Annotated in this window: 18 protein-coding genes and 1 tRNA gene; 8 read left to right on the plus strand and 11 right to left on the minus strand. The window is 68.3% G+C overall.

Annotation, left to right across the window (positions count from 1 at the left end; all coding sequences use genetic code 11):
• Positions 1 to 162: 162 nt before the first annotated feature.
• Positions 163 to 3,633 carry a transcription-repair coupling factor gene (gene mfd / locus ACP7A3_RS01815; RefSeq protein ID WP_426254953.1) on the plus strand — a complete coding sequence of 1,157 codons (3,471 nt, stop codon included), beginning with the start codon at positions 163 to 165 and terminating at the stop codon, positions 3,631 to 3,633.
• Between the two features lie 24 nt (positions 3,634 to 3,657).
• On the opposite strand, the gene ACP7A3_RS01820 is transcribed toward mfd, so the two are convergent.
• Both ACP7A3_RS01820 and ACP7A3_RS01825 read right to left on the minus strand, forming a co-directional pair.
• On the minus strand, positions 3,658 to 4,065 hold the full coding sequence (locus ACP7A3_RS01820; protein WP_426254758.1) for a YybH family protein: 408 nt from the start codon (positions 4,063 to 4,065) through the stop codon (positions 3,658 to 3,660).
• Positions 4,059 to 5,717, minus strand: a complete 1,659-nt coding sequence (locus ACP7A3_RS01825) for a GGDEF domain-containing phosphodiesterase (protein ID WP_147035651.1) — start codon at positions 5,715 to 5,717, stop codon at positions 4,059 to 4,061. Before ACP7A3_RS01825 ends, ACP7A3_RS01820 begins: the two co-directional genes overlap by 7 nt.
• Positions 5,718 to 5,826: 109 nt before the next feature.
• Here ACP7A3_RS01825 and moaA point away from each other — a divergent pair, with 109 nt between their 5' ends.
• From moaA to ACP7A3_RS01850, 5 genes are all read left to right on the plus strand, one after another.
• Positions 5,827 to 6,840, plus strand: coding sequence for a GTP 3',8-cyclase MoaA (moaA, locus tag ACP7A3_RS01830; protein WP_426254759.1), 1,014 nt, complete (start codon positions 5,827 to 5,829; stop codon positions 6,838 to 6,840).
• Positions 6,837 to 7,616 carry an NAD kinase gene (locus ACP7A3_RS01835; RefSeq protein ID WP_017978688.1) on the plus strand — a complete coding sequence of 260 codons (780 nt, stop codon included), beginning with the start codon at positions 6,837 to 6,839 and terminating at the stop codon, positions 7,614 to 7,616. The genes moaA and ACP7A3_RS01835 overlap by 4 nt, the downstream gene beginning before the upstream one ends.
• A 92-nt stretch (positions 7,617 to 7,708) precedes the next feature.
• A tRNA-Asn gene (locus tag ACP7A3_RS01840) sits at positions 7,709 to 7,783 on the plus strand.
• 546 nt (positions 7,784 to 8,329) lie between these two features.
• Complete coding sequence (locus ACP7A3_RS01845) at positions 8,330 to 8,746, plus strand: secondary thiamine-phosphate synthase enzyme YjbQ (protein ID WP_426254760.1); 417 nt, start codon at positions 8,330 to 8,332, stop codon at positions 8,744 to 8,746.
• A gap of 111 nt (positions 8,747 to 8,857) precedes the next feature.
• Positions 8,858 to 9,448, plus strand: coding sequence for a CC0125/CC1285 family lipoprotein (locus ACP7A3_RS01850; RefSeq protein WP_017978685.1), 591 nt, complete (start codon positions 8,858 to 8,860; stop codon positions 9,446 to 9,448).
• A gap of 213 nt (positions 9,449 to 9,661) precedes the next feature.
• On the opposite strand, the gene secA is transcribed toward ACP7A3_RS01850, so the two are convergent.
• From secA to ACP7A3_RS01865, 3 genes are all read right to left on the minus strand, one after another.
• On the minus strand, positions 9,662 to 12,412 hold the full coding sequence (secA, locus tag ACP7A3_RS01855; RefSeq protein WP_426254761.1) for a preprotein translocase subunit SecA: 2,751 nt from the start codon (positions 12,410 to 12,412) through the stop codon (positions 9,662 to 9,664).
• A 105-nt stretch (positions 12,413 to 12,517) separates the two neighbouring features.
• Positions 12,518 to 12,772, minus strand: a complete 255-nt coding sequence (locus ACP7A3_RS01860; protein WP_426254762.1) for a hypothetical protein — start codon at positions 12,770 to 12,772, stop codon at positions 12,518 to 12,520.
• Between the two features lie 58 nt (positions 12,773 to 12,830).
• A complete protein-coding gene (locus ACP7A3_RS01865) occupies positions 12,831 to 13,469 on the minus strand; it encodes an energy transducer TonB (RefSeq protein ID WP_426254763.1) in 639 nt (212 codons plus the stop codon).
• Between the two features lie 71 nt (positions 13,470 to 13,540).
• On the opposite strand from ACP7A3_RS01865, the gene argJ reads away from it, so the two are divergent.
• Entirely contained in the window at positions 13,541 to 14,773 is a 1,233-nt protein-coding gene (argJ, locus tag ACP7A3_RS01870) for a bifunctional glutamate N-acetyltransferase/amino-acid acetyltransferase ArgJ (protein WP_426254764.1), read from the plus strand.
• 1 nt (position 14,774) lies between these two features.
• On the plus strand, positions 14,775 to 15,578 hold the full coding sequence (locus ACP7A3_RS01875) for an inositol monophosphatase family protein (RefSeq protein WP_426254765.1): 804 nt from the start codon (positions 14,775 to 14,777) through the stop codon (positions 15,576 to 15,578).
• Between the two features lie 144 nt (positions 15,579 to 15,722).
• On the opposite strand, the gene trxA is transcribed toward ACP7A3_RS01875, so the two are convergent.
• Genes trxA through tsaE form a run of 6 tightly spaced genes read right to left on the minus strand, consistent with a single transcriptional unit; the run spans position 15,723 to position 24,735 of the window.
• Positions 15,723 to 16,046 (minus strand): thioredoxin TrxA, encoded by a 324-nt coding sequence (trxA, locus tag ACP7A3_RS01880; RefSeq protein WP_017978679.1) that lies wholly within the window; start codon positions 16,044 to 16,046, stop codon positions 15,723 to 15,725.
• Between the two features lie 59 nt (positions 16,047 to 16,105).
• Positions 16,106 to 19,528, minus strand: a complete 3,423-nt coding sequence (gene addA, locus ACP7A3_RS01885) for a double-strand break repair helicase AddA (RefSeq protein ID WP_426254766.1) — start codon at positions 19,526 to 19,528, stop codon at positions 16,106 to 16,108.
• Positions 19,515 to 22,514 carry a double-strand break repair protein AddB gene (gene addB, locus ACP7A3_RS01890; protein WP_426254767.1) on the minus strand — a complete coding sequence of 1,000 codons (3,000 nt, stop codon included), beginning with the start codon at positions 22,512 to 22,514 and terminating at the stop codon, positions 19,515 to 19,517. The genes addA and addB overlap by 14 nt, the downstream gene beginning before the upstream one ends.
• Positions 22,515 to 22,574: 60 nt before the next feature.
• On the minus strand, positions 22,575 to 23,330 hold the full coding sequence (locus ACP7A3_RS01895) for a nucleotidyltransferase family protein (protein ID WP_017978676.1): 756 nt from the start codon (positions 23,328 to 23,330) through the stop codon (positions 22,575 to 22,577).
• On the minus strand, positions 23,327 to 24,292 hold the full coding sequence (locus ACP7A3_RS01900; RefSeq protein WP_198526623.1) for an aminoglycoside phosphotransferase family protein: 966 nt from the start codon (positions 24,290 to 24,292) through the stop codon (positions 23,327 to 23,329). The genes ACP7A3_RS01895 and ACP7A3_RS01900 overlap by 4 nt, the downstream gene beginning before the upstream one ends.
• Complete coding sequence (gene tsaE, locus ACP7A3_RS01905; protein WP_426254768.1) at positions 24,289 to 24,735, minus strand: tRNA (adenosine(37)-N6)-threonylcarbamoyltransferase complex ATPase subunit type 1 TsaE; 447 nt, start codon at positions 24,733 to 24,735, stop codon at positions 24,289 to 24,291. Before tsaE ends, ACP7A3_RS01900 begins: the two co-directional genes overlap by 4 nt.
• Between the last annotated feature and the right edge of the window lie 69 nt (positions 24,736 to 24,804).

The following is a 24,804-nucleotide window of genomic DNA, read 5'->3' on the forward strand; positions in this document are numbered from 1 at the left end:
TCGTCACCCCGGACTCGTTCCGGGGTCCACTCCGCGGCGAGGGGAATAGCCTGAGCCTCTTGCCTTTCCCTAGCGGCCCGGTGGACCCCGGAACAAGTCCGGGGTGACGGAGTGTTTGGAGCACACGTCTGCCTCTCATCTTACCGTCTTCCAAGGACCATGATGCCCGACCTCAAGACGATCCTGTCCGCCAAGACGCCGCTGACGCTGTCGGGCGTGCCCGCCGGGTTCCAGCCGTCGCTGCTCGCCGACCTCGCTCGCGCAGCGAAGGGGCGCGCGGTGTTCGTCGCGCCGGACGATGCCGCGATGCGCGCCGTCGCGGCGACGGCGCCGTTCTTCGCGCCCGAGCTGGAGGTGATCGTCTTCCCGGCCTGGGACTGCCTGCCCTATGACCGCGCCTCGCCGACGCTGCGGATCATGGCCGAGCGGATCGCGGCGCTCTATCGGTTGCAGCGCCCGGCCAAGGGTCCGCAGCTCGTCCTGACGACCGCCAATGCGGCGACGCAGCGTGTGCTGACGCCGTTCCGCATCCGCCAGCTGGTGGCGACGCTGGAGCCGGGCGCACGGATCGATCGCGACGATCTCGCCAAGCTGCTCCAGGCGAACGGCTATGTCCGCACCGAAACCGTCCACGACCAGGGCGAATATGCCGTGCGCGGCGGCATCGTCGACCTGTACCCGAGCGGGGAAGAGCAGGCGCTGCGCCTCGACTTCTTCGGCGACGAGATCGAGACGGTACGCACCTTCAGCCCCGAGGATCAGCGCACCACCGGGCGGATCGACGGCTTCACGCTGCTGCCGGCGTCCGAGGCGCTGCTTGACGAGGAATCGATCAAGCGCTTCCGCACGCGCTATCGCGACAAGTTCGGCGCGACCGCGACCGGCGATCCGCTGTATCAGGCGATCAGCGATGGGCGGCGCCTTGCCGGCATGGAGCATTGGCTGCCGCTGTTCGAAGACAAATTGGCGACGCTGTTCGACCACCTGTCCGCCGACGACGTCATCGTGCGCGATTTCGGCGTGCCCGGCGCGGTCGAAGGGCGGATGGAGGCGGTCGCCGATTATTACGAAAACCGCCAGCGCGCCGAGGCCGCACAGCCGGGCAGCTATCGGCCGCTCGCCGCGAAGACCCTGTACCTCGACGCCAAGGAATGGGCGGCGGGGCTGGAGGCGTGCCATGCGCATCTGACCACGCCCTTCCACGAGCCCGAAAGCGCGAGCGTGCTCGACTTCGGCGTCGACGGCGCGCGCGATTTCGCGCCCGAGCGGTCTGGCGGCGCGAACGTCTACGAAGCGGTGGTCAAGCACCTCGGCGCGCTGCGCAAACAGGGCAAGAAGCCGGTCCTCGCCAGCTATTCGGTCGGCGCGCGCGAGCGGCTGGGCAATTTGCTTAAGGATCACGGCCTCAACGGCGCCAAGGCGGCGGACAGCTGGCACGAGGCGCTGGGCGTTGCCGACACGTCGAAGAGCGCCGGCGTCGCGCTGGTCGTGTTGCCGCTCGACCATGGCTTCACCGCTCCCGACGTGGCGGTGCTGACCGAGCAGGACATGCTCGGCGACCGTCTCGTCCGCCGGGCGAAGCGCAAGAAGTCGGCGGATGCCTTCCTTGCCGAACTGGCGACGCTGACGCCGGGTGATCTCGTCGTCCACGCCGATCACGGCATCGGCAAATATCTGGGGCTCACCTCGATCCCGGTCGGCCAGTCGCCGCATGATTGCGTCGCGGTCGAATATGCCGGCGGCGACAAATTGTTCGTGCCGGTCGAGAATCTCGAGGTCCTGTCGCGCTACGGCTCGTCGGAAGAGGGCGCGAGCCTGGACCGGCTCGGCGGCGAGGCGTGGCAGCGGCGCAAGTCGAAGATGAAGGAGCGCATCCGCGAGATCGCGGGTGAGCTCATCAAGACCGCCGCCGAACGCGCGCTGCATCCGGGTGACGTGCTCGAACCCGATCCTGCCGGTTATCCGAGCTTCGTCGATCGCTTCCCCTATGCCGAAACCGACGACCAGGATCGCGCGATCGAGGACGTGCTGGGCGACCTCGGCGCCGGCCGTCCGATGGACCGGCTGATTGTCGGCGACGTCGGTTTCGGCAAGACCGAGATCGCGCTGCGTGCCGCCTTCGTCGCGGCGATGGCGGGCAAGCAGGTCGCGGTCGTCTGCCCGACGACCTTGCTCGCGCGCCAGCATTTCAACAATTTCAGCGCGCGATTCGAAGGCTTTCCGATGAACATCGGCCGCCTGTCGCGCCTAGTTCCCGCGGCGGAAGCCAAGCGGGTCAAAGAGGGCCTGGCGGACGGCAGCATCGACGTCGTCATCGGCACGCACGCGCTGCTGGCGAAGGCCATCGATTTCAAGCGCCTGGGCCTCGTTATCGTCGACGAGGAACAGCGGTTTGGCGTCACGCACAAGGAGCGGCTGAAGGCGCTGCGGGCGGACGTGCATATGCTTACCCTCACCGCAACACCGATCCCGCGGACCTTGCAGATGGCGATGAGCGGCATCCGCGAACTATCGGTCATCCAGACGCCGCCGGTCGACCGCCTCGCGGTCCGCACCTATGTCATCCCCTGGGACCCGGTGGTACTGCGCGAGGCGTTGCTGCGCGAACATTATCGCGGCGGGCAGAGCTTCATCGTCACGCCGCGCGTCGCCGACCTGCCCGATCTGGAAGAGTATCTTCGCAACGAAGTGCCCGAGGTCCGCTATGTCATCGCGCACGGACAGATGAGCGCGACCGAGGTCGAGGAGCGGATGAGCGCCTTCTACGACAAGAAGTTCGAGGTGCTCGTCTCGACCACGATCATCGAAAGCGGCATCGACATCGCCTCGGCGAACACGATGATCGTCAACCGCGCCGACCGCTTCGGCCTCGCCCAGCTGTACCAGCTACGCGGCCGCGTCGGCCGGTCGAAGACGCGCGCCTATGCCTATCTGGTGACGCCGCCCGAACGGATGATGACCGACACGGCCGAGAAGCGGCTGAAGGTCCTGTCCGATCTCGACAGCCTGGGCGCAGGGTTCCAGCTCGCCAGCCACGACCTCGACATTCGCGGCGCCGGCAATCTGCTTGGCGACGAACAATCGGGGCATATCAAGGAGGTTGGCTACGAACTCTACCAATCGATGTTGGAAGAGGCGATCATGGACGCCAAGGCCGGCGGGCTGAAGAGCGACCGTCCGCGCGACTTCTCGCCGCAGATCACGGTCGACGCGCCGATCCTGATCCCCGACGATTACGTGCCCGACCTTGACCTGCGGATGGGCCTGTACCGCCGCCTCAACGAGCTGGAGGACAATCGCGAAATCGAAGCCTTTGCCGCCGAGATGATCGACCGCTTCGGTCCGCTGCCGGATGCGACCGAGAACCTCATCAAGGTGATCGAGATCAAGCTCAATGCGCGCAAGGCCTGCATCGCCAAGATGGATGTGGGGCCGCGGGGCGTGCTGGTCGGCTTCCACGACGATACGCCGCCGAACGTCGCTGGGCTGCTCGCCTATGTCGAGCGGCTCAACGGCGTCGCCAAGCTGCGCCCCGACAGCAAGCTGGTGCTGCAGCGCGCGTGGCCGGATGCCAAGTCGCGCCTGCATGGGGCGTTGCAACTGTCGAAGGGGCTGGCGAAAGCGGCGGGGTGATGGCGGCTTAAGCGGGTTTCGGGCTCAGCTGCTGTGGTCGGCGATGACCTTCCAGCCGCGGGCCTGCTTTTCGAACAGCAGCGACGTCACGCCCTTGTCGCTGCGGCCATCGGGATAGGCCAGCTGCCATTCCGCCCAGAGCATGCGGTGGGTCGTATCCACCGCCCGCGCGCCGAGGATCCGGAACGATAACGCACCGCGCTTGCTCGCGTCGGCGCCATAGCTTTTGTCATAGCGCGCCGCGATCGCCGCCTTGCCGCGGACGAGGCCATTCTTTGTCACGAACACGGCATCGTCGGCGTAGATCGCGAGGAAGCGGGCCATGTCCCCGGCGCTCCAGCCTGCCGCGCTGTCCGCCAACGCCGCCTCGATCGCCGCCTGCGCATCCTGCACCGGGGCCGGCAATGCCAGCGCCGCCACGATCGTCAGCATGTCCCGTCTCCCACCATCGCTGCCAGTGCCGCGTCATCCAGTGCGGGCGCGAGCAGGAAGCCCTGGTAGAAGGCGCAGCCCTCCGCCGCCAGCAGCTGCCGCTGGGTATCGGTTTCGATCCCCTCTGCCACGACGGCGAGGCCCAGCGAGCGCGCCAGCGTCATCACCGCGCGTACCACGCCGCGGTGGCGCCGCGTCCGTTCGATCCCCAGCGCCAGCGCCTTGTCGAGCTTGAGGTAATCGAGCGGCAGCGTGGTGAGATAGGCGAGGCTGGAATAGCCCGTGCCGAAATCGTCGAGCGCCACGCGCAGCCCCGCCGCGCGCAGATCGGTGAGGATCGCCGCCGCGCGATCGAGATTGTGGATCGCGCCACTCTCCGTCACCTCGACGGTCAGCCGATCGCACGCCACGCCGCTGGCACCGACGCGCCGCAGGAAGGAATAGGCGAAACCGGGCCGGCCGAGGTCGCCGGCGGTAATGTTGAGCGCGACACGCACATGCGACAGCGTCTCTGGCCACGCGGCGATCCGCGCCAGCACCAGCCCCTGGATATGATCAGACAGGACGAGGCCGAGATCGGCACGCTCCGCCGCGGCAAACAACACGTCAGCGCCGAGCGGTCCCAGCCGCCCATGCCGCCAGCGTGCCAGCGCCTCGACCCCGGTGATTCGCCGCGAATCGATTCGCGCCTGCGGCTGGAACAGGATGTCGATCTCGTCGCGCTCGATCGCGAAGTGGAGGTCGATGGCGAGCGAATCGATCGGCGCGGTGTGCTCGGGCCCCGCGACGCGGATCGTCGGCCCGTCGCTGGCCTTCGCCGACACCAATGCCTCCGCAGCGCGGTGGAGCAGGCTGGCGGCATCGTCGCCCGGTGCGCTCTCCGCCAGGCTCCAGCGACTGCCCAGCACCGCCTGTCGCCCCCCGACCGCAATCGGACGCGACAGGGCGCCGTCCAGCGCACGCGCGAGGCCGACCAGCGCGCCTTGCTCCGCCACCGCCGCGACGACGATATCGCCGCCGCGCGGCGCGCCGACCACCGCATCGTCGCCCAGCAGCTCGGCGGCCATCGTACGGACCTGCCGATGCGCCTCGGCGATCAGCGCATCGCCCACCGCACGGCCTCGCGCGGCATTCAGGATATCGAGCCGCGACAGTGCGATTCTGACGATGCCGACATGCCGCCCGGCTTCGAGCCAGGCCGAAATCGGTTCGCTGACGTCTTCCGGATCGGCGCGCAGCCCGAACGCCGGGCCGCGCCGCTCGCCCTGATGGCGGGTCGCGTGCCGCGCCGCAAAGCGCAGCGCGAGCTGGATATCGGCCGGATCGCCCGTCTCGCGCAGGAAATGCGTCGCGCCCGCGGCGTAGAGCTGGTCGAGCGTATCGCCGTCGTCGGTCAGCACCAGCAGCGCCGCGCCGGTCGCGGCGATCAGGCCGCCCAGCGCGCGGACCGCCGCCAGACCGGCCGCCGGCGCCTTTCGCCCATCGACCAGGATCACCGCCGCGCCGCTCGCCAGCGCCCGGGCGACCAGTTCGCGCCCGCCGGTATCGACGACCGGCGCCCAGCCGTCGTCCTGCGCCAGCGCCGCGAGCGCTGCCGCATCGTCGTCCTGCGCGACGATGAACAATCGTGTGCTGTCGGTAACGGTCCCCATTCCCTTCCTGCCTAAGCGCGCGGGGGTTAACCGACAATGCTGTGTCACGGTGAAGCGGGCTTAACGGAACGGACTTGTCGGCGGATGGTTGTCGGCCTAGCCCCATGTCATGACCAGCGCCCTTGCCCCCTCCGCCGACCCGCTGGTCGATCCGCAGGGACGGACGATCCGCTACCTGCGCATCTCCGTCACCGATCGGTGCGACCTGCGCTGCCGCTACTGCATGGCGGAGCAAATGACCTTTCTGCCCCGGGCCAAGCTGCTGACCCTCGACGAAATCGCGATCATCGCCGAACGCTTCATCGCGCGCGGCGTGACGAAGATCCGCCTGTCGGGCGGCGAGCCGCTGGTGCGCCGCGACGTCGCCGATCTGGTGCAGCGGCTGGGACGGCACGTGGGGGCGGGGCTCGACGAGCTGACGATGACGACCAACGGTACGCGGCTCGCGCAGCACGCCGATGCGCTGGTCGATGCCGGGATCCGGCGGATCAACGTCAGTCTTGACAGCCTCGACCCTGATCGCTTCCGCTACATCACGCGGCACGGCGACCTGGCGCAGGTGCTCGACGGCATCGCCGCCGCGAAGCGCGCCGGGCTGGCGGTGAAGATCAACGCCGTCGCGCTCGCGGGCCTCAATGAAGACGAAATTCCGGCGATGCTGCAATGGTGCATCGACGAAGGCCACGATTTGTCGCTGATCGAGACGATGCCGCTGGGCGCGGTGGATGAGGATCGCACCGACCGCTTCGTGCCGCTAACCCGCGTGTTCGAGGCGCTGTCGGCGCGCTTCCCCTTGTATCGCGCCACGCATCGCACCGGCGGCCCGGCGCGCTATTGGCAGGTCGAGGGCACCGCCACCCGCCTCGGCCTCATCTCTCCGCTCACCGCCAATTTTTGCGATGGTTGCAACCGCGTACGGCTGACGACCGAGGGCAAACTCTATATGTGCCTGGGGCATGACGATCAGGTCGACCTCAAGGCAGCGCTGCGCGACGGCGGGATCGATGGCCTGGATGCCGCGATCGATCGCGGTTTGCTGCGCAAGCCTGCCCGCCACGATTTCCGCATCGCGGCGGGCGCTGCACCGGCGGTGGCGCGCCATATGAGCGTGACCGGGGGATGACCGATTATCAGCGGCGGGCGCTGGTCGCCTCGCCCACGGCCCCTGCCCGCGCCGCGGCCGCCGAGCTGGCGGATGCCGCCGACTGGGTCGACCCGGCGGAGGCCGACGTCATCATCGCGCTGGGCGGCGATGGTTTCATGCTCCAGACGCTGCATGGCCTCCTAGACCGGCGCCGCCCGCCCGTGCCCGTCTTCGGGATGAACCTCGGCACGGTCGGCTTCATGATGAACGAATGGCGCCGCCACGGCATCGACGAGCGGCTGGCACGCGCCAAGCCGTTCAAGGTGTCGCCGCTCGCCGCCACCGTCACCGGCATCGACGGCCGCGTCCATCAGGCGCCGGCGATCAACGAAGTCTCGCTGTTGCGCGAAACCCGCCAGACCGCGAAGCTTGAGGTGACCGTCAACGAACGCGTCGTCATGCCGGAACTGGCGTGCGACGGCATCCTCGTCGCCACGCCGGCGGGGTCGACCGCCTATAATTTGTCCGCGCAAGGCCCCATCCTGCCGCTGGGGTCGAACATGCTGGCGCTGACGCCGATCAGCCCGTTCCGCCCGCGGCGCTGGCGCGGCGCGATCCTGCCCGACAAGGCGCGCATCTCGCTGCGCGTGCTCGATGCCGCCAAGCGCCCGGTATCCGCCGTCGCCGACCAGCGCGAATTCCGCGACGTCGCCGAAGTCAGCGTCGCGATCGACCGCGCGCGTGAGCTGACCCTGCTGTTCGACCCCGAACATGCGCTCGACGACCGCATCACGATGGAGCAATTCATCGCCTGAGCCGCCGATGCCGCACGAAGCTGTGGAAAACTCGCTTTAACGGGTTGCGCCGCAAAAATTCGTGGGTATAGACGCCCTCCACGACGCAGCGTTCCCTGATAGCTCAGCGGTAGAGCTCTCGACTGTTAATCGAGCGGCCGTAGGTTCGAATCCTACTCAGGGAGCCATTTTCACCCACATCGTCAGCGTCTTGTGCGCAGCCGGGCAGCGAAATCGCTTGCACCGGCTTCGACTCGTCCGCATCATGCCCCGATGCGAGAAGCGATCAACGCTTCCGCTGGAGAGGCTTTGCTATGATCTTTCTGGAAGTGGCGATCGGCGCCATGGCTGCCGCCCTGTTGACCGTTCCCGTACTGATGGCCGTCACCGCCAAGAAGCCCGTCGACAGCGAATAGTTTTCCGACGGATCGGGGTCGGCCGCGACGCCGCGCGTGGGCCGTCCCGCGCCCGTCGACCGCGCTCCATTTCAAACGTCCAGTGCGTAGCGCCCCCTTGGCGGCTTTCGTGCGCATTAGGAGGCAAGTAGGCAGCCACCGCTTGCCTAGGTTTTCGCGATCATCGCGAGGAAGGTCAGCATACGCGACACAGCCCGGCGCTGAAGCCGCCGTGCAGCCGATTTTGCGCGGGCATCGTCTTTATCCTTTGGCGCAGTCAGGGTCCGAACGCGGCGGCAGCGCGTTGGCAAGGGACCTCAACCGCAAGAAGGAGCCAACATGCATCAGTCGGTCGGCACGCTGACGATCCAGACGCGCCGCAAAGGATTGGTCGACATCACTGCACCCGTCCGCGAGTGGCTGACGGCGCAAGGGATCGGCGACGGCCTGCTCACGCTCTTTTGCCGGCATACCTCGGCCTCGCTGGTCATCCAGGAAAATGCCGCACCGGCCGTCCGCCGCGACATGGAGGCCTATTTCGACCGACTCGCCCCCGAAAGCGCCGCGTACGAACATGACGACGAAGGGCCGGATGATATGCCCGCACATCTGAAAGCGGCGCTGACCGGCGTTCAGCTGTCGATACCGGTTGCAGACGGCGAACCGATGCTGGGGACATGGCAGGGTATCTATCTGTTTGAGCACCGGATTGCGCCGCATCGGCGCAGCGTCGCTTTGCATGTCATCGGCGCGTGATCGCGACGAAACGTTGCCGGACGGAGCCAAGTCGTTCATCGCTCGTTCGGACGGAAGTGGATATACGCGCGGGGGTTCGCCGCACCCGCGCGCGAATGGAGTATTGGTGTCATGATGCATCTTGGCCGCAAGGCTATGGTCGCGGCGCTCGCCGCCTCCACGTTGATGGTCGCGGGCTGCGCGACCGAAACCACCTATCGTCCCGCTACCGGGCAGGGTTTCAACCGCACGGGCTATAGCGACCGTCAGATCGAACCGGGTCGCTTCCTGGTCAATTTCGCCGGCAACAGCGTGACGTCGCGCGACACGGTCGAACGCTATCTGCTGTTCCGCGCCGCGGAGCTGACGTTGCAGAACGGCTATGACTATTTCGTCATGGCGAACCGCGACACCGATCTGCAGTCGCGCACGTATACGACGCCGGGCATTGGCGGCGGCTGGGGCTATGGTGGCTTCGGCGGCTATTGGGGACCGTCGTGGCGCTATTACGGCCGCGGGTTCGGCTGGCGCACCTGGGACCCATGGTTCGGCGGTGGCTTCGGCCCCTGGGGTAACGATTTCGATATCCGCACGATCGATCGCTACGAAGCAAGCGCCGAGATCGTGATGCGCAAGGGCCCGATCCCACGCGATAACCTGCGCGCCTTCGACGCCCGTGCGGTGGTCAATAGCATCGGCCCGAGCGTGGTGCTGCCGAAGTAAGACTGCTTCAGATGTAACGAAAAGGCCGGGTCACCGCAGGGCGGCCCGGCCTTTTTCGTGTGTAGCGGCTGCCAATATCACCCGTCACTCCGGACGTGTTCCGGGATCCACCGGGCTGCCAGGGCAGCGCTGGAGGTGCATAGACCTCTCCTCGCCGCAGAGTGGACCCCGGACCAGGTCCGGAGTGACGGAGGATGTGTGGGAGGGCGCCCCTTACACCGTCACCGCGCCGTGGCAGTGCTTGTACTTGCGTCCCGAACCGCACGGGCACGGCGCGTTGCGGTTCACGCGGCCGTCCCACAGCTCCGGATTGTCGCCCAACTCGGTCGGCACATCCGGCTGCATCATCTGCATCGGCGGGATTTGCGCGGTGATGCGCCCCATCGTGCCCGCATCGATGTCGTTCGAATCGTCCTCGCCCGTGAACGGGTCGAAATGCGTGGTGATGAAATCCGGCAGTTCGGGCAGGTCGGTCGGCCGCGGCTGCAGCTGGAATTGCGCGTGCGCGATCGTCTTCGTCACGTCCTCGCGAATCGCGTCGAGCATGCGCTGGAACAGGCTGAATGCCTCCTGCTTATACTCGTTGATCGGCGTCTTCTGCGCATAGGCGCGCAGGTGAACGACCTGGCGCAGCGCGTCGAGCGTCGCCAGATGCTCCTTCCAGTGATGGTCCAGGTTCTGGAGCAGGATCGACTTTTCGACCTGCGTCCACGTCTCCGGCTCCAGCTCCGCCGACTTGGCGGCGATGGCGGCGTCGGCCGCTTCCTGCACGCGCTCTTCGACGATCTCGGGGTCGATCGCCTCTTCCTTCAGCCAGTCGTCGATCGGCAGGTCGAGGTTGAGCACATCGACCAGACCCGCCTTCATGCCCTCGATATCCCATTGCTCGGGATAGCTGTTGGGCGGGCACGCACCGCCGACGATGACGTTGACCGTCTCGGCACGCATGTCGGTGACGACGTCGCCCACCGCATCGGCATCCATGATGTCGGCACGCTGTTCGTAGATGACCTTGCGCTGGTCGTTCATCACGTCATCATATTCGACGACCTGCTTGCGGATGTCGTAGTTGCGCGCCTCGACCTTCTTCTGCGCGGTCTCGATCGCCTTTGACAGCCACTTGCTACCGATTGCCTCGCCGTCCTCGATGTTCGAGCGCATCATGCGCGCGAACAGCGTGTCCGGCCCGAAGATGCGCAGCAGATCGTCGTCCAGGCTGAGGTAGAAGCGCGACAGGCCAGGATCGCCCTGGCGGCCCGAACGGCCGCGCAGCTGGTTGTCGATGCGGCGCGATTCGTGACGCTCGGTGCCGAGCACGAACAGACCGCCTGCGGCGAGCACTTCCTGCTTCTCGACCTCGATCTCCGCGCGGATGCGCGTCGCCTCGGTTTCATATTCGGGCGTGCCCTCGACCAGGTCAGGATGCTCGTCGAGCATGCGGAATTCCAGGTTACCGCCGAGTTTGATGTCGGTGCCGCGGCCGGCCATGTTGGTTGCGATCGTGACGGCGGCCTTCCGGCCCGCCTGCGCCACGATATGCGCCTCCATCTCATGGTAACGCGCGTTCAGCACCTTATGCTCGACGCCTTCCTGCACCAGGAATTCGCTGAGCAGTTCGGACTTTTCGATCGACACGGTGCCGACCAGCACCGGCTGGCCCAGCGCGGCATGTTCGCGGATCTTCTTGGCGATCGCGCGGAACTTGTCGTTGGTATCCTTGTAGAATTCGTCTTCCTCGTCGATCCGCTGCACCGGCACGTTGGTGGGGATCGTCACGACGTTCATCTTGTAGATGTCGTAGAATTCGGCCGCCTCGGTCGCCGCGGTGCCGGTCATGCCGGCAAGCTTCGGATACATGCGGAAATAGTTCTGGAAGGTGATCGAGGCCATCGTCTGGTTCTCGGGCTCGATCGTGACGCCCTCCTTCGCCTCGACTGCCTGATGCAGGCCGTCCGACCAGCGGCGCCCGTCCATCATGCGGCCGGTGAATTCGTCGATGATGACGACCTTGCCGTCCTTGACGATGTAATCGGTGTCCGCCTTGAACATCATGTTGGCGCGCAGCGACTGATTGAGGTGATGGACGACCTGCGTGTTCTCGAAATCGTACAGGTTCGCGCCCTGCAGCAGGCCGGCCGCTTCCAGCAGACGCTCGGCGCGTTCGGTGCCGTCTTCGGTCAGGATGATTGTCTTCTGCTTCTCATCCTTCTCGTAATCGTCGGGGGTCAGCTGCTTCACGATCGCGTCGACGCTCAGGTACAGTTCCGACTTGTCGTCGGTGGGGCCCGAGATGATCAGCGGCGTGCGGGCTTCGTCGATCAGCACCGAATCGACCTCGTCGACGATCGCCATGGCAAAAGCGCGCTGCACCATGCTGCTGCGCTCGTACTTCATGTTGTCGCGCAGATAGTCGAAGCCGAACTCGTTGTTCGTGCCGTAAGTAATGTCGCTGTTATAGGCGGCGCGGCGCTGCTCGTCGGTCAGGTTCGGGATGATGACGCCGACCGTCAGGCCGAGGAAACGATACACCTGCCCCATCCACTCCGCGTCGCGCGCGGCAAGATAGTCGTTGACGGTGATGACGTGGACACCATCGCCCGGCAGCGCGTTGAGATAGGTGGCGAGCGTCGCGACCAGCGTCTTGCCTTCACCCGTGCGCATCTCGGCGATCTCGCCGCGGTGGAGCACGATGCCGCCGATCATCTGCACGTCGAAGTGACGCATGCCGAGCACGCGCACTGCCGCCTCGCGCACCGTGGCGAAGGCTTCGGGCAACAGGTCGTCGAGCTTGGTGCCGTTCGCCAGCTGCTCGCGGAACTTGGCGGTCTGGCCCGACAGTTTCTCGTCGGACAGCGCGTGGAGCTGCGGTTCGAACGCAGCGATTTTATGGACGATACTGCCCAGCGACTTCACGTAACGATCGTTGGAGGACCCGAAAATGGACTTGGCAAGGCCGCCGAACATAGGCTGATTCCTGATGATTATGCGCGCGCGCACGGACGAAGGGCGCGCAGCGTCGAGTGCATGAAAAGATGGGGTCGGCCGTGGCCGAAGCAACGCACGCGCGCGCTATTCGCGCCGGCGGCTCGCAAAAAGAGGCTCGACCGCGGGCAGCGCGAGCACGGTCGTGACGCCCAGATCGGCCAGCGCGGCCAGGCCCGGCACCCGCTGTTGCGGCCGGCTGGCCGCGCGAGCAGCCCGCACCTCGGCCTGCACGCTCGCCACGATCCCCGCCGCGGCATGCGCCGCCACCGGCGCACGCACCGCAGAGGCACCGCCGGTCAGGGCGGACAGCAGCGCGGAAAGGAGCAGCAGCAGGTTCACGGGGGCAGTCCCTATTGCAGATGCGGTCCGTCGTCCATCCGCATCCGTCCGTCGCATCTCATTCGAAACTCACGCTCGACGTCATTCGGCGATGAATGATCGCCTTGATGGGTTTGCCGGCGCGAACATACCCGACGCCCATGGGCGTACCTGGAGGGTTCTGTGCGCAGGGGTCTGTGGGCATGTACGTCGGCTTTGCCTCGATCACGCGACAACTTTCCACCCTACCATCGAACCCCACGGTGATCGCTACGTCGGCAACGTAATCTTCCATGGTGGTCGTCGCGACATCGATCGGCTTCGTGGGGGTGAAGGGCTGGCCGATCGAAACGGCGGAATCACCCTCTGGGATCGTCCAGACGATTCGACGCTCGAATGTCCGGCCGGATTGACCGGGAACGAATTGCGCGCGAGCGACCAAAGTGGCGCATGTGCCCTCATCAAGACGTGCGTACCCGCTCGAACCCACGATCTGGCAGGCCGTCACGCGGCCCGTCGAACCGACGACGAGCCGAACGGCGACCGTACCGGCTTCGCGCGCCCGCAGGGATGCCGGCGGATAATCAGCGTAGCCGATCCAGTCGGCCGGATTGGTTGCCGGTTCCGCCTTCGCGCCCGCCGCAGCATTATCTTGGCCCGGCAGAGCCGCGCCGGTCAGCGTGAGAGATGCTACCAGCACCATCGCTTTCGAAACCATCGTCCCTCCCCTTTTCTACTGTCATCGTTCCGTCGTTGAAGCCGCCACGCGAGCTTCTATAGGCTTGAGACATGACAGATCATGCCCGTTCGCCGCTAGCCCCCGCTTCTTTCCCCGCCCTGCCTGCCATTGCCGGTGTCACGCCGCATGTCGCCCGCGCGCGCTACAAGACGTGGGATCGCTGCGACCTCACCTTCGTGACGCTGACCGAGGGCACCAGCGTGGCGGGCGTGCTGACGCAAAGCAAATGCCCCTCGCCGGAAGTCGAATGGTGCCGGCAGGCGCTCACTTTGGGCCAGGCGCGTGCGCTGGTCGTCAATGCCGGCAACTCCAACGCCTTCACCGGCAGTCGCGGCCGCGCGGCGGTGGAGGCGATCGCGGCGCGCACCGCGCAGCACGTCGGCTGCCAGCCGTCGGACGTGTTCGTCGCCTCGACCGGGGTCATCGGCGTACCGCTGCCGATCGACAAGGCAGAAGCGGGCCTCGACGCCGCCTTCGCCGCGACCCCGTGCGATTGGCTGGCGGTGGCGGAGACGATCGGCACCACCGACACCTATCCGAAAGGCGCGATGACGACCGCAATCGTCGATGGCCGGACCGTCACGCTGGTCGGCATCATCAAGGGATCGGGCATGATCGCGCCGGACATGGCGACGATGCTCGGCTTCATCTTCACCGACGCCGCGGTCGCACCCGGCTTTCTGCAAGGCGCGTTGGCAGCGGCGAATGGCAAGACCTTCTCGTGCATCACGGTGGATGGCGATACGTCGACCAGCGACACGGTCCTCGCCTTCGCGACGGGCGCGGCGGGCAATGCGCCGATCGAGAGCAGCGACAGCGCGGGCGCCGATGCCTTCGCCGCTGCGCTTGCCGACCTCTGCCACCAGCTCGCGATGCTGGTGGTGCGCGATGGCGAGGGCGCAACCAAGCTGATCGAGATCGCGGTCGAGGGTGCGGAGAGCGACCGTTCCGCGCACCGCATCGCCATGTCGATCGCCAATTCGCCGCTGGTGAAGACTGCGATCGCGGGCGAAGACGCCAATTGGGGCCGCGTCGTGATGGCGGTGGGCAAGGCGGGCGAACCCGCCGAACGCGACCGTCTGTCGATCCGCTTCGGCGACACGCAGGTGGCGCAGGCCGGCCTTGCGGTCGAGGGCTATGACGAGGCGCCGGTCGCCGCGCACCTCAAGGGCCAGCATATCGAAATCGGGGTCGACATCGGCCTGGGCGATGGCACCGCCACGGTTTGGACCTGCGACCTGACGCACGGCTACATCTCGATCAACGCCGATTACAGGAGCTGACATGCACCACCCGCACCATGATGCCGTCGTCCAGCTGATGCGGCGCGTCGCGGCCGAGATCGTCCTGCCGCGCTTCCGCAACCTTGCCGCCGACGAGGTGGAGGAAAAGGCCGCGGACGACATGGTGACGATCGCCGATCGGCTGAGCGAGGAAGCGCTCACCGCCGGCCTCGTCGCGATCGACGCATCGGCGCGGGTGGTGGGTGAAGAAGCGGTGGCGGCGGATGCGACGTTGCTCGACGGCATCGACCGCGGTCGGGTGTGGATCGTCGATCCGATCGACGGCACCAACAATTACGCCAGCGGCAAGACGCCGTTCGGGATCATGATCGCGCTCGCCCAGGACGGCAAGGTACTGGCGGGCTGGATCCTCGATCCCGTCGCAGACCGACTGTGCCACACCGTCGCAGGCGGCGGCGCGTTCATCGACGATGTCGCGGTGACGACGCGTCCCCGTACGGACGAACGCCCCGTGTTGGGCGTGCCGACCTATTTCCTCGACGGTACGGAGCAGGCCGATTTGGCGGCCCGGGCGGGCGACGACTGGACGCTCCACCCGATGCCGCGCTGTGCGGCGGAGCAATATCCGCGGCTGGTGCTGGGGGTGGACGATGCCGCCATCTTCCAGCGCTCGCTGCCATGGGATCATGCCGCCGGTGCGCTGTTCCTCACCGAAGCGGGCGGTGTGGTGCGTCAATTGACTGGCAGCCCCTACCGCATCGGCGATCCCCGCGACGTGATGATCGCCGCGGCGAGCGAGGCGATGTGGGAGCGCGCGGTGGGGCTGGTCCGCGAGGACGCCTGAGGCCACCCTACCAACCCGCTCGCCGTGAGCCGGTCGAAGGGTAGCTTTCCGCAAGCGTCGCGCTCGTGGCACGCGCCCTTCGACAGGCCCAGGGCGAACGGTAGGAGCAAGAAGGGCGGACCATCAGGCCCGCCCCTCGCCGACTTACGCCAGCTCGCCCTCGAGCCAGGCCTTCAGCCGGCCCTTGGGCTCGGCCCCGACCTTGGTCGCCGCGGGCGCGCCGCCCTTGAACAGGATCATCGTCGGGATGCCGCGCACGCCATAACGGCCCGGCGCATCGGGATTGTCGTCGATGTTGAGCTTGGCGATCGTCACCTTCTCGCCCAGCTCTTCCGACAGTTCTTCGAGGCTCGGCCCGATCATCTTGCACGGTCCGCACCATTCGGCCCAAAAATCGACGAGTACGGGGCCATCGGCCTTGAGGACGTCGGCGTCGAAGCTGGCGTCGGTGATCTGTTTGGTAGCCATGGGTATCTCCTTTGCTGTCCATCTAGGATGGCGTGCCGCCCGGCTCAACCGTCAGGCCCCTAGCTTTGCTCCGGAAGGCGAAAGCGCGGCTTGTGCGCGGCGAGCGTGTCGGCGGGCAGTTCGAACAGGCGCGGCCCGCCGGTGTAGAGCAACGCCGCCTCGATCGTGCGATCGGGGAAGATCACGCGCAGCGCCGCGACATAGGCGGCCATCTGATCGAGGTGATAGGGCGGGATATCGTCGAGGCTATCCGGCACGCGGCGCCCGGTCTTGAAATCGACGAGGCGAATCGCGTCCGGCGCGATCAGCAGACGGTCGACGGTGCCCGACACGACCATGCCGTTGGCGAGCGTCGCGGCGATCGGCGCCTCGGCAAGGCTGTCGGGGCCGAACAGCGGCGCAAAGGCGGGGTTCTCGATGACTGCGAGCACGCCCGCGACGATCCGCTGCCGCTCCGCCGCATCGGCGACACCGCCCGCGGTGGCGAGCCAGCGATCCGCGCAGCCGGCGCGATGCTGCGGCTCGACCGGCGGCAGACGTTCGAACAGCGCGTGAAACAGCCGCCCGCGTTCGGCGGCGGCGCGCATCGCGGGGCCGGGCGGCGGATCGCTCACCTCATCCTCACCGAGTGCGGACGGGGTGAGCGGGCGCGACGGGCGGCTTTCGGGCGGCGCGGGCACATGTGCCCAATCGGGCAGCACCACCCGTTCGGGCGAGCGTGCCGGCGCAGCGCCGCGCGGCTTGACGGGCGGCTGGGGATCGGAGCCACTGAACACGCGCGGCCCCTCGTCCGGCACGCCCAGCTCGGTCAGCGCGCGTGCCGCCGCGGCATACCAGCTCGCGACCGGAGGCTCGCCTTGCGCGCGCGGCCCCAGCGCGCCGCCGATCACCAGCCGTTCCTCGGCCCGCGTCGCGGCGACGTAGAACAGGCGCCAATGCTCCTCCAGCTCGCGGCGCTCGACCTCGCCGATCGCTACATCCAGCGGCCCGCCACGCTCGCCCGACCGGGGCCGGAAGATCGGGATCGGCTGCGCCCCCGGTTCCGGCACCCAGCGCACCAGCGCACGCGGCGCGGCGGTGGGATCGACGGTCGCGTCCGCCAGGATCACCAGCGGCGACTGCAATCCCTTTGCGCCGTGCGCGGTCATCACGCGCACGGCGTCGAGCGGCGCCGACGGGTCGCGCACAATCTCGACATCCCCGCGATCGAACCAGTCGAGGAAGCGCTGCAGCGACGGCGTCGAGGTCGTCTCGAACGCCAGCGCGGCGTTGAGCAATTCCTCGATCGGATCGCGCGCCTCCGCCCCCAGCCGGCGCAGCAACTTGCGCCGCCCGTCGAGCGGCCCCGACAGGATCTCCTCGAGAAACTGGTAGGGCGTCGTGATATCGGCGCGCGACAGCATTGCGCGCAGCGGCGCCAAGCGCTCCTCCGACAGCGTCTGCGTCACGTGGCGCCACAGGCTGCCATGCTCCCGCGGCGCGGCATGCATCAGCTCGTCCTGCGTCCAGCCGATCAGCGGCGACACGAGCAACGCGGCGAGCGACAGGTCGTCCTCGGGCTGCAAGACGAAGCGCACCGCAGCGAGCAGGTCCTGCACCGCCAGCGGCGCGTTCAGCCGCAACCGGTCGACGCCCGCGACCGGCACACCCTCGGCATACAGACGCGCGACGATCAGCGAGGCGAGGTCGCCGCGCCGCTTGACGAGGATCATTACGTCCTCGGGCCGCAGGGCACGCCCCTTGCTCTCCAGCATCAGGCCGCCGTTCAGCCAGTCGCGCACCGCGCGTGCGATCCGCACCGCCTGTTCGCGGACGGCATCGTCGATCCACGCTTCCTCGTCCGCTTCGCTGCCGCCTGCGATCACCGGCGGCCACAGTTCGACCGTACCCGGGCCGGGCACCTCGCTGGCATGCGCCTGCATCGCGTCGATCGCGCCGAGGCCCGGCTCCCCCGCCGCGGCCACGGCGGCATCAACGAATTCCAGGATTGGCCGCGTCGACCGGAACGAATGCGTCAGCGACAGGCGCTGGAACGGCAGGCCGCGTTCCTCCTCCGGCCAGTCGTCCGCCCCCTCCACCTCTGCCGCACGACCGGCGAAATGCCCCTCCGCCCAGCGGAAGTTGATCGGGTCCGTGCCCTGGAAGCCGAAGATCGCCTGCTTGAAATCGCCGACCGTGAACAGCGTCCGGGTCGAGGGCGCATGCACACCGCGCCCGACGAAAAACTCGCCCGCCAGCGCGGTCACGATCCGCCACTGGTTGAGGTTGGTGTCCTGCGCCTCGTCAATCAGAACGTGCTCGGTGCCCTGGTCGAGCTTGTAGCGCACCCATTCGCCGATACCCGGCTGTTCGAGCAGCCGCACCGTCACGCCGATGAGATCGTCGAAATCGACCGCCCCGGTCCGCCGCTTCGCCGCGGCATAGGCGCGTGCATAGTCGCGGCCCACCTCCAGCGCGTCGGCCAGCAAATCGGCATAAGCGGCCCGCGCGGTGAGCGACAGCAGGTCGAGACAATGCTGCCCCAGCGCCGCGGCCAGCTCGGCATAATCGGGTTCGGCATCGATCAGCTTCTTCGATGCCTTGCGCGGTTCGTTCTTCCCCGTCAGCACCACGCCCGCAAGGTCGCCGAGCGTCGCGGCCCGCTCCGCCGGTGCCGCCGCGAGCCAGCGGTTGAGCGTGTAGGCATGCCCTACCCCCGTCGCCGCACCCCAGGCGGTGTTCGCCGCTGCCAGCCGCTCGACCAGATCGGTGTCGATACAGTCGCAGCCCTCGGCCAAGGCCTCGCCTATATCCCCCTGCGGCAGGTCGAGCGCGCGCCGCAACCACGGCCCGATCCCAATCGGCAGCGCCTCCAGCGCGTGCAGCGACCGTGCGCAGGCGAGCAGGAAGCTCTCCGCCCCGCCCTCACCCAGCCGCAGAGACAGCGCGCCGATCGTCTCGATCGGCCGTTCGCGCCCCTCGCGCTCGGCATCGGTCAGCAGGGTCGCCAACGTCTCGCGCGCCAGCACCGCCTCTTCGCGTGCCTCCAGCGGTCGAAAGCCGGGGGTCAGACCCGCCTCGACCGGAAACGCGGCGAGCAGGCTCTGGCAGAACCCATGGATCGTCTGAATGCGCAGGCCGCCACCCGGCGCGTCGAGCACGCCTGCGAACAGCGTGCGGGCCCGCGCCTGCAGGTCTGGCGTGCCCTTCTCGCCCAGCGCTTCCAGATCGGCGTACAATTGCGGTGCCGGCATGCGCACCCAGGCGGCGAGCCGGTTGTTGATCCGCTGCGCCATTTCGGCCGCGCCCGCCTTCGTGAAGGTCAGGCACAGGATCGCCGACGGATCGGTGCCGCGCAGCAGCAGGCGAAACACGCGCGCGGCGAGCACCTGCGTCTTGCCGGTGCCGGCCGATGCGGACAGCCAGACGTGCGCGTGCGGATCGCTCGCCGCCGCCTGCGCGCCCTTCAGCCGCGGCAGGGTCGCCAGCTCAGTCCCGGCCATACCATTCGTCCCGGCGCATCAGTTGGTCATATTCCGCATAAGGCGCATATTCGGGCACCAGCTTCGCGGTGAACGGCGCATCGCCGGTCAGCCACGTGCCGGCAGCGTCCACGAAATTGCTGACCGCGATCGTCGTGAATTCGGTCGTGACGATCTTGTCGCGCTTGCCCTCGGCGTCGACCGGCGTCTCGATATAGCCGAACTGATCCTTCTTCTTGCCAAGCGACCAATATTCGAAGCCGCCGGCCTTGCCCTTCACCTCCTGAAAGCCGCCCCGCTCCGCGATCGCGCCGAGCAACCCGAGTTGCAGGCTATACCCCGCGCGCACTGCGGCGGCGGAGGGCGGCTTGCCGGTCTTGTAATCGACGATCGCGAGCGTGCCGTCCGCCAGCCGATCGACGCGGTCGTAACGGCCCGACAACGTGACGCCGGCGATCGTCACATGGCCCTTGCCTTCCGCGGAGGCGACCGTGCGTCCTTCAGCATGCTGCGCCGTCACGGTGTCGGCGATCCAGCGCACCGCCTCCATCAACCGCGGTCGCCACAAGGCGCGCATCATCGGGTGCGTCCGCTCGTCCTCCAGCATCGCGGTGGCGCGCGCGACGAGCGCGTCCGGCGCGCAACCGTCCTGCTTCCACCATTGCTCGAGGATGTCGTGGACGGCGGTGCCGCGCCACGCCGCGCTGGGATCGGCATCGACCGGGTCGAGCGGCATCAGCCCCAGCACCCGGCGTGCGTAAAAGGCATAAGGGTCCGCCTTCAGCCGGTCGATCTCGGTGACGGAGATCGCCTTCGGCCGCAGCACCGGTCCCGGCATCGGCTCCGGCCGAACGACCGGGCGATGCTCACCGGGATCGTCCAGCGCGAGCGCCCACCCTTCCAGATCATGGGCTCGAACGAAGCGATCCCCCGCCATCGCCTGCAACCGCAGCCACAGCCGCGACGCGAGCGCGGGCGACGCCGCATCGCGCCGCGCCCGCGTCACCAGCGCGCGCGGCGCGCCGAGCGCATGGCCGAAATCGTGCGCCGCGATACCGACGCTCCGCTCCAGCCCGGCCAGCCCCAGCGCCGCCCGGATACGCGGTGCAAGCCACGGATCGGGCGCCGGCCGCCCCGGCCAAACCCCCTCGTTCAGCCCGCCCAGCACCATCAGGTCGGCGGTCTGCAACCGCGCCTCGATCGGGCCATAAATGGCGATGCGCGGATGGCCGACGCCCGATCCCGGCCGCACCGCCACCTCGTCGAGCAACCCGCGCAGCAGCGGCGGGAAACCATCGGGGGCGACGCGGGGCGGCCCGACCGCCGCCTCCGCCTCCAGCGCGTCGAGGAACTCCGCCGCGGCCCGTCCCGCCGGTCCCGACCACAGATTGTCGCCGCACAGCGCCTGCGCCGTCTCGCGCAGCACCGCCAGCAGCGCCGATAGCGGCTGCGGCCCCTGATCGCACACCAGCTCGATCGGTTTCAGCAGGCCGACTGGCTCGGCGAACCACGCCGCCGCCCGATCCCGCCGGTTGGCCAGCAGATGCCCCATGATCCCGTCGAGCCCCGCCGCCGGCCGCGGGCCCCGCAGCGCGCGATCGAGCGTGCGCGTGCCGTCCAGCCATGCGCCCCGCAGGGCGCGGTCACTGGGGTCGACCTTCACCAGCGGATGCTTGAGCAGCGCCAGCAGCGCCAGCGGCGCGAACCGCTGCGCCGCCGCCTCGGCGAGCGCGAGCAGCAGCGTGCCCGGCGGCAGGATCGACAGCGGCCGGCCCGCCGTGTCGTTCGCCTCGATCTGCCACCGCCGCAAATGCGCGCTGACCCGGCGAGCGAGCGCACGATCCGGCGTCACCAGCGCGGCGGTCTTGCCTGGTTCCTCGATCGCACCACGCAGCGCCAGCGCGATCGCCTGCGCCTCTTCCGCCGGCGTCGCGAGCTCCACGGCGGCGACCCCGGTCAGGCGCCGGTCCTCGGCCTTCAGCTCGGTCCATTTGCCGGTGAAGGCGGCCGGTGCCAAAGCATTGGCGATCGCGCGCCCGCGCAACGCACCCGCGTCCGGCCCGGCGCTGCCCGGCCAATGCGCGACTTCGCCGCGGCCGACGCCCATGCGGTCGAGGATCAGCTTCAGGTGGAATTGCGGATGCGTCTCGATCGACCGGCGGATGCGCCCGGTCACCGGATCGGGCGCGTGCGGTCCGAGCGCATCCCACTCGGCTTCGGGCATCTGCAGATCGAGCCCGGCGAACACCGTCAGCCCCTGCGGCGCCTCCGCAACGCAGCGCAACAGCCGCGCGACCGCGGGGGCCGGATCGGTCACGCCGGCCGCACAGACGAAGCCCGCGGGCGGCCGCGTCTGCCAGCGCGTCACTAACCGGTCGAGCAGTATCCGCCGCCGCGTCGCCGCGTCGATCCGCCCCAGTCGTGCGAGTTCACCCGGCCAGCGTTCCAGAACGATCCGGAAGGTCGAGAGCGCCCGCTGCCAGTGATCGGTCAGCTCGGGCGCCAGATCGAGATCGCGCAAACGCTCGGGTTCAACCTCCTCGACCAGCAACTGGTCGAGCGTATGGCAGAGTTCGCCCGCCAGCCGCACCGCCTCCGCAGCATCGACGGGCGCACCCGCCGCAGCGCGCTCCTCGAACACCAGCCGCGCCAGGATCATGCGCCGCTGCATCGGCGCGATCGCCGGTGGCGGCGGATCGGCATCGTCCACCGGGTCGAGCGCCGCGCCCACCGCCTCGCCCAGATCGGGACTGCCCAGCGTCACCAGTCGCGGCAGCAGCAGTCCGCTGCCGCTCGCCCGCACGAACGCCGCCGATACCGCGCGGGCGGCACGGTTGTTGGGCAGCAGGATCAGGCCGCGCGCCAGCGCCATCGGGTCGCCGCCCGTCCGCTTCATGAGCCCCGCGACCAGCGTGTCGGCGAACGCGCGGTGCGCCGGGATGGTGAAGAGTTGCGGGCGCTTTTTATGCTCGACGGTTCCGGCCCGCTCCCCCTCCCGGTCACCCATCAGGATACCGTGTGGGTGGCCGGGAGGGGGAGCGGGCTGGCACCGCCATCAGGACGCGCCTCAGCCATTGGCGATGATCGCCTCCGTCTTGGGGATCGCGGCGGGGGTGCCGACGTCGAACCACAGGCCCTGATGGACCTGCGCATAGGCCCGACCCTGTTCGATCGCGCGACTCCAGAACAGGTTGGTCGAGAAGGGCCCTTCCGGCCAGTCGCGGATCAGGCGCGGGTGCAAAATCTGGATGCCGGTGTAGACGAACGGCGCGGTCGCCCCTGCCTTGCGCCGTCCGACGATACGGCCATCTGCCGCGACGCGGAAATCGCCCTGCCCCTTGTGATTATGCGCGCGCGCATAGGGCACGACCAGCAGCAGCGCGTCCATCGTGGCATCGTCCCAGCGATGGCTCAGCAGCTTGATCGCGTCGACCGGCCCGTCGATCCACAGATTGTCGCTGTTGACGACGAGGATCGGGTCGTCACCCAGCTGGCCGCGGGCCTGTACCAGCCCGCCACCCGTCTCCATCAGCTGCGCGCGCTCGTCGCTGATCGCCACCTCGATCCCGTCGAACCGGTTGGTGACATGCGCCTCCAGCGTATCCGCCAGATAATGGACGTTGACGACCGCCTTCGCCACGCCCGCGTCGATCAGTCGGTCGAAGACGTGATCGATCAGCGGCTTGCCCGCTACTTCGACCAGCGGCTTGGGCCGCGTCGCGGTGAGCGGGCGCATGCGCTTGCCGATACCGGCCGCCATCACCATCGCGGTGTGCGGCACCGCGCCGCCGGGGTCGGGACGGAGCGAACGCTGACGGGTCATGCGGACAGCACCTTCGGATCGCCGCGCAATTCGGGCGGCACGTTCTCGTCGAACCAGCGCGCGACCGGCGCCAGTGCCGGCTGCGACAGGTCCCGCTCCAGATAGCTCCACACCCGCGGGCACAGCGCGGCGTAGCGCGGCTTGCCGTCGCGGCGCCACAGCCGCGTAAAGATGCCGATGATCTTCGCATTCCGCTGCGCGCCGAGCACATGATAGGCGTCCATGAAACTCTCGCCCACGCCCGTCGCCGCGCGATAGCGATCCAGCATCACGCGCTCGACCTCGGGATCGACGTCGCGTCGCGCATCCTGCAACAGCGATACGAGATCATAGGCGGGGTGGCCCGCCAATGCGTCCTGAAAATCGAGCAGGCCGAGCCCCTTCGCCGACCCGACGAGCATCAGGTTTTCGGCATGGTAATCGCGCAGCACCGTGACGGGCGCATCGGTCAGCGCATGATCGAACACCGCATCCCAGGCCGCGTGATAGCCCGCGACGTCGACATCCAGCCCGACCGCCGGGGCATACCATTCGGGCAGCAGCGCCGCCTCGCGATGCAGCACGTCATGATCGTACGGCGCGATCTCCGCCGGGGCGTGCCCGCGCAGCGCAACGAGCAGGTCGATCGCCGCCTCGTACAGCGGCAGCGCCGCCGCGGCGTCGGCATCCGCCGCCTCGCGCAGCCGCGCATCGCCGAAATCCTCGAGCAGGACGAGGCCCTGGTCGAGGTCCGCGGCATGGATCGCAGGCGCTGCAAAACCGCGTTCGCGCAGCCATTGCGCGATCGCGATAAAGGGCCGCGGGTCCTCGTGCGGCGGCGGCGCATCCATCAGGATTGCGGTGCGATTCGCTTGGGTTACGCGGAAATACCGGCGGAACGACGCATCCCCCGCCACCGGGCTGATCGTGCCCGACCAGCCATGGATCGCGAGGAAGGCGGGCGCACCGGCGGGCGGGGTCATATCGGCCATCGCGGCTTCCATGACGCCGGGACGTCGGCTGTCAAGATTCGTCCGCCGTCCGGTGCCGGCGCCAGGGTCAGCCGCAACGCATGCGGCCAGTATCCCGGCGCCCGCTCCGGCCATTCGACCAGCAGCACCGCATCGGACAGCGCCTCATCGAGACCCAGTTCCTCGAGTTCGTCCGGGTCCTCGATCCGATACAGGTCCACGTGCAGGACCGGCAGTCGCACCTCCGGCGGATCATAGGGCTGGACGATCGCGAAACTGGGGCTGGGCGCCTCGCCCGCCAGCCCGAGGGCGGCGAGCAACCCGCGCGCGATGCTCGTCTTCCCCATGCCGAGGTCGCCGCTCAGCGCGATGACGTCGCCGGGCTGGACGCGGTCGGCAAGGCGCGCCCCGAACGCCTCCGTCGCCGTCGCGTCTGGGAGCAAGATCGACGTCACCGCCCCCACTCCGTCACCCCGGACTTGGTCCGGGGTCCACCGATCCGCAAGGGGACGGCACACGCCTCA

Source organism: Sphingomonas sp. DC5200-1, from assembly GCF_049897245.1.
In the GTDB taxonomy this organism is placed as follows: Bacteria; Pseudomonadota; Alphaproteobacteria; order Sphingomonadales; family Sphingomonadaceae; genus Sphingomonas; species Sphingomonas aquatilis.

Bases quoted from the DNA above. Each gene is read 5' to 3' on its own strand.
- mfd (WP_426254953.1), top strand. From the start codon at position 163: ATGCCCGACCTCAAGACGATCCTGTCCGCCAAGACGCCGCTGACGCTG.
- ACP7A3_RS01820 (WP_426254758.1), bottom strand. From the start codon at position 4,065: ATGCTGACGATCGTGGCGGCGCTGGCATTGCCGGCCCCGGTGCAGGAT.
- ACP7A3_RS01825 (WP_147035651.1), bottom strand. From the start codon at position 5,717: ATGGGGACCGTTACCGACAGCACACGATTGTTCATCGTCGCGCAGGAC.
- moaA (WP_426254759.1), top strand. From the start codon at position 5,827: ATGACCAGCGCCCTTGCCCCCTCCGCCGACCCGCTGGTCGATCCGCAG.
- ACP7A3_RS01835 (WP_017978688.1), top strand. From the start codon at position 6,837: ATGACCGATTATCAGCGGCGGGCGCTGGTCGCCTCGCCCACGGCCCCT.
- ACP7A3_RS01845 (WP_426254760.1), top strand. From the start codon at position 8,330: ATGCATCAGTCGGTCGGCACGCTGACGATCCAGACGCGCCGCAAAGGA.
- ACP7A3_RS01850 (WP_017978685.1), top strand. From the start codon at position 8,858: ATGATGCATCTTGGCCGCAAGGCTATGGTCGCGGCGCTCGCCGCCTCC.
- secA (WP_426254761.1), bottom strand. From the start codon at position 12,412: ATGTTCGGCGGCCTTGCCAAGTCCATTTTCGGGTCCTCCAACGATCGT.
- ACP7A3_RS01865 (WP_426254763.1), bottom strand. From the start codon at position 13,469: ATGGTTTCGAAAGCGATGGTGCTGGTAGCATCTCTCACGCTGACCGGC.
- argJ (WP_426254764.1), top strand. From the start codon at position 13,541: ATGACAGATCATGCCCGTTCGCCGCTAGCCCCCGCTTCTTTCCCCGCC.
- ACP7A3_RS01875 (WP_426254765.1), top strand. From the start codon at position 14,775: ATGCACCACCCGCACCATGATGCCGTCGTCCAGCTGATGCGGCGCGTC.
- trxA (WP_017978679.1), bottom strand. From the start codon at position 16,046: ATGGCTACCAAACAGATCACCGACGCCAGCTTCGACGCCGACGTCCTC.
- addA (WP_426254766.1), bottom strand. From the start codon at position 19,528: ATGGCCGGGACTGAGCTGGCGACCCTGCCGCGGCTGAAGGGCGCGCAG.
- addB (WP_426254767.1), bottom strand. From the start codon at position 22,514: ATGGGTGACCGGGAGGGGGAGCGGGCCGGAACCGTCGAGCATAAAAAG.
- ACP7A3_RS01895 (WP_017978676.1), bottom strand. From the start codon at position 23,330: ATGACCCGTCAGCGTTCGCTCCGTCCCGACCCCGGCGGCGCGGTGCCG.
- ACP7A3_RS01900 (WP_198526623.1), bottom strand. From the start codon at position 24,292: ATGACCCCGCCCGCCGGTGCGCCCGCCTTCCTCGCGATCCATGGCTGG.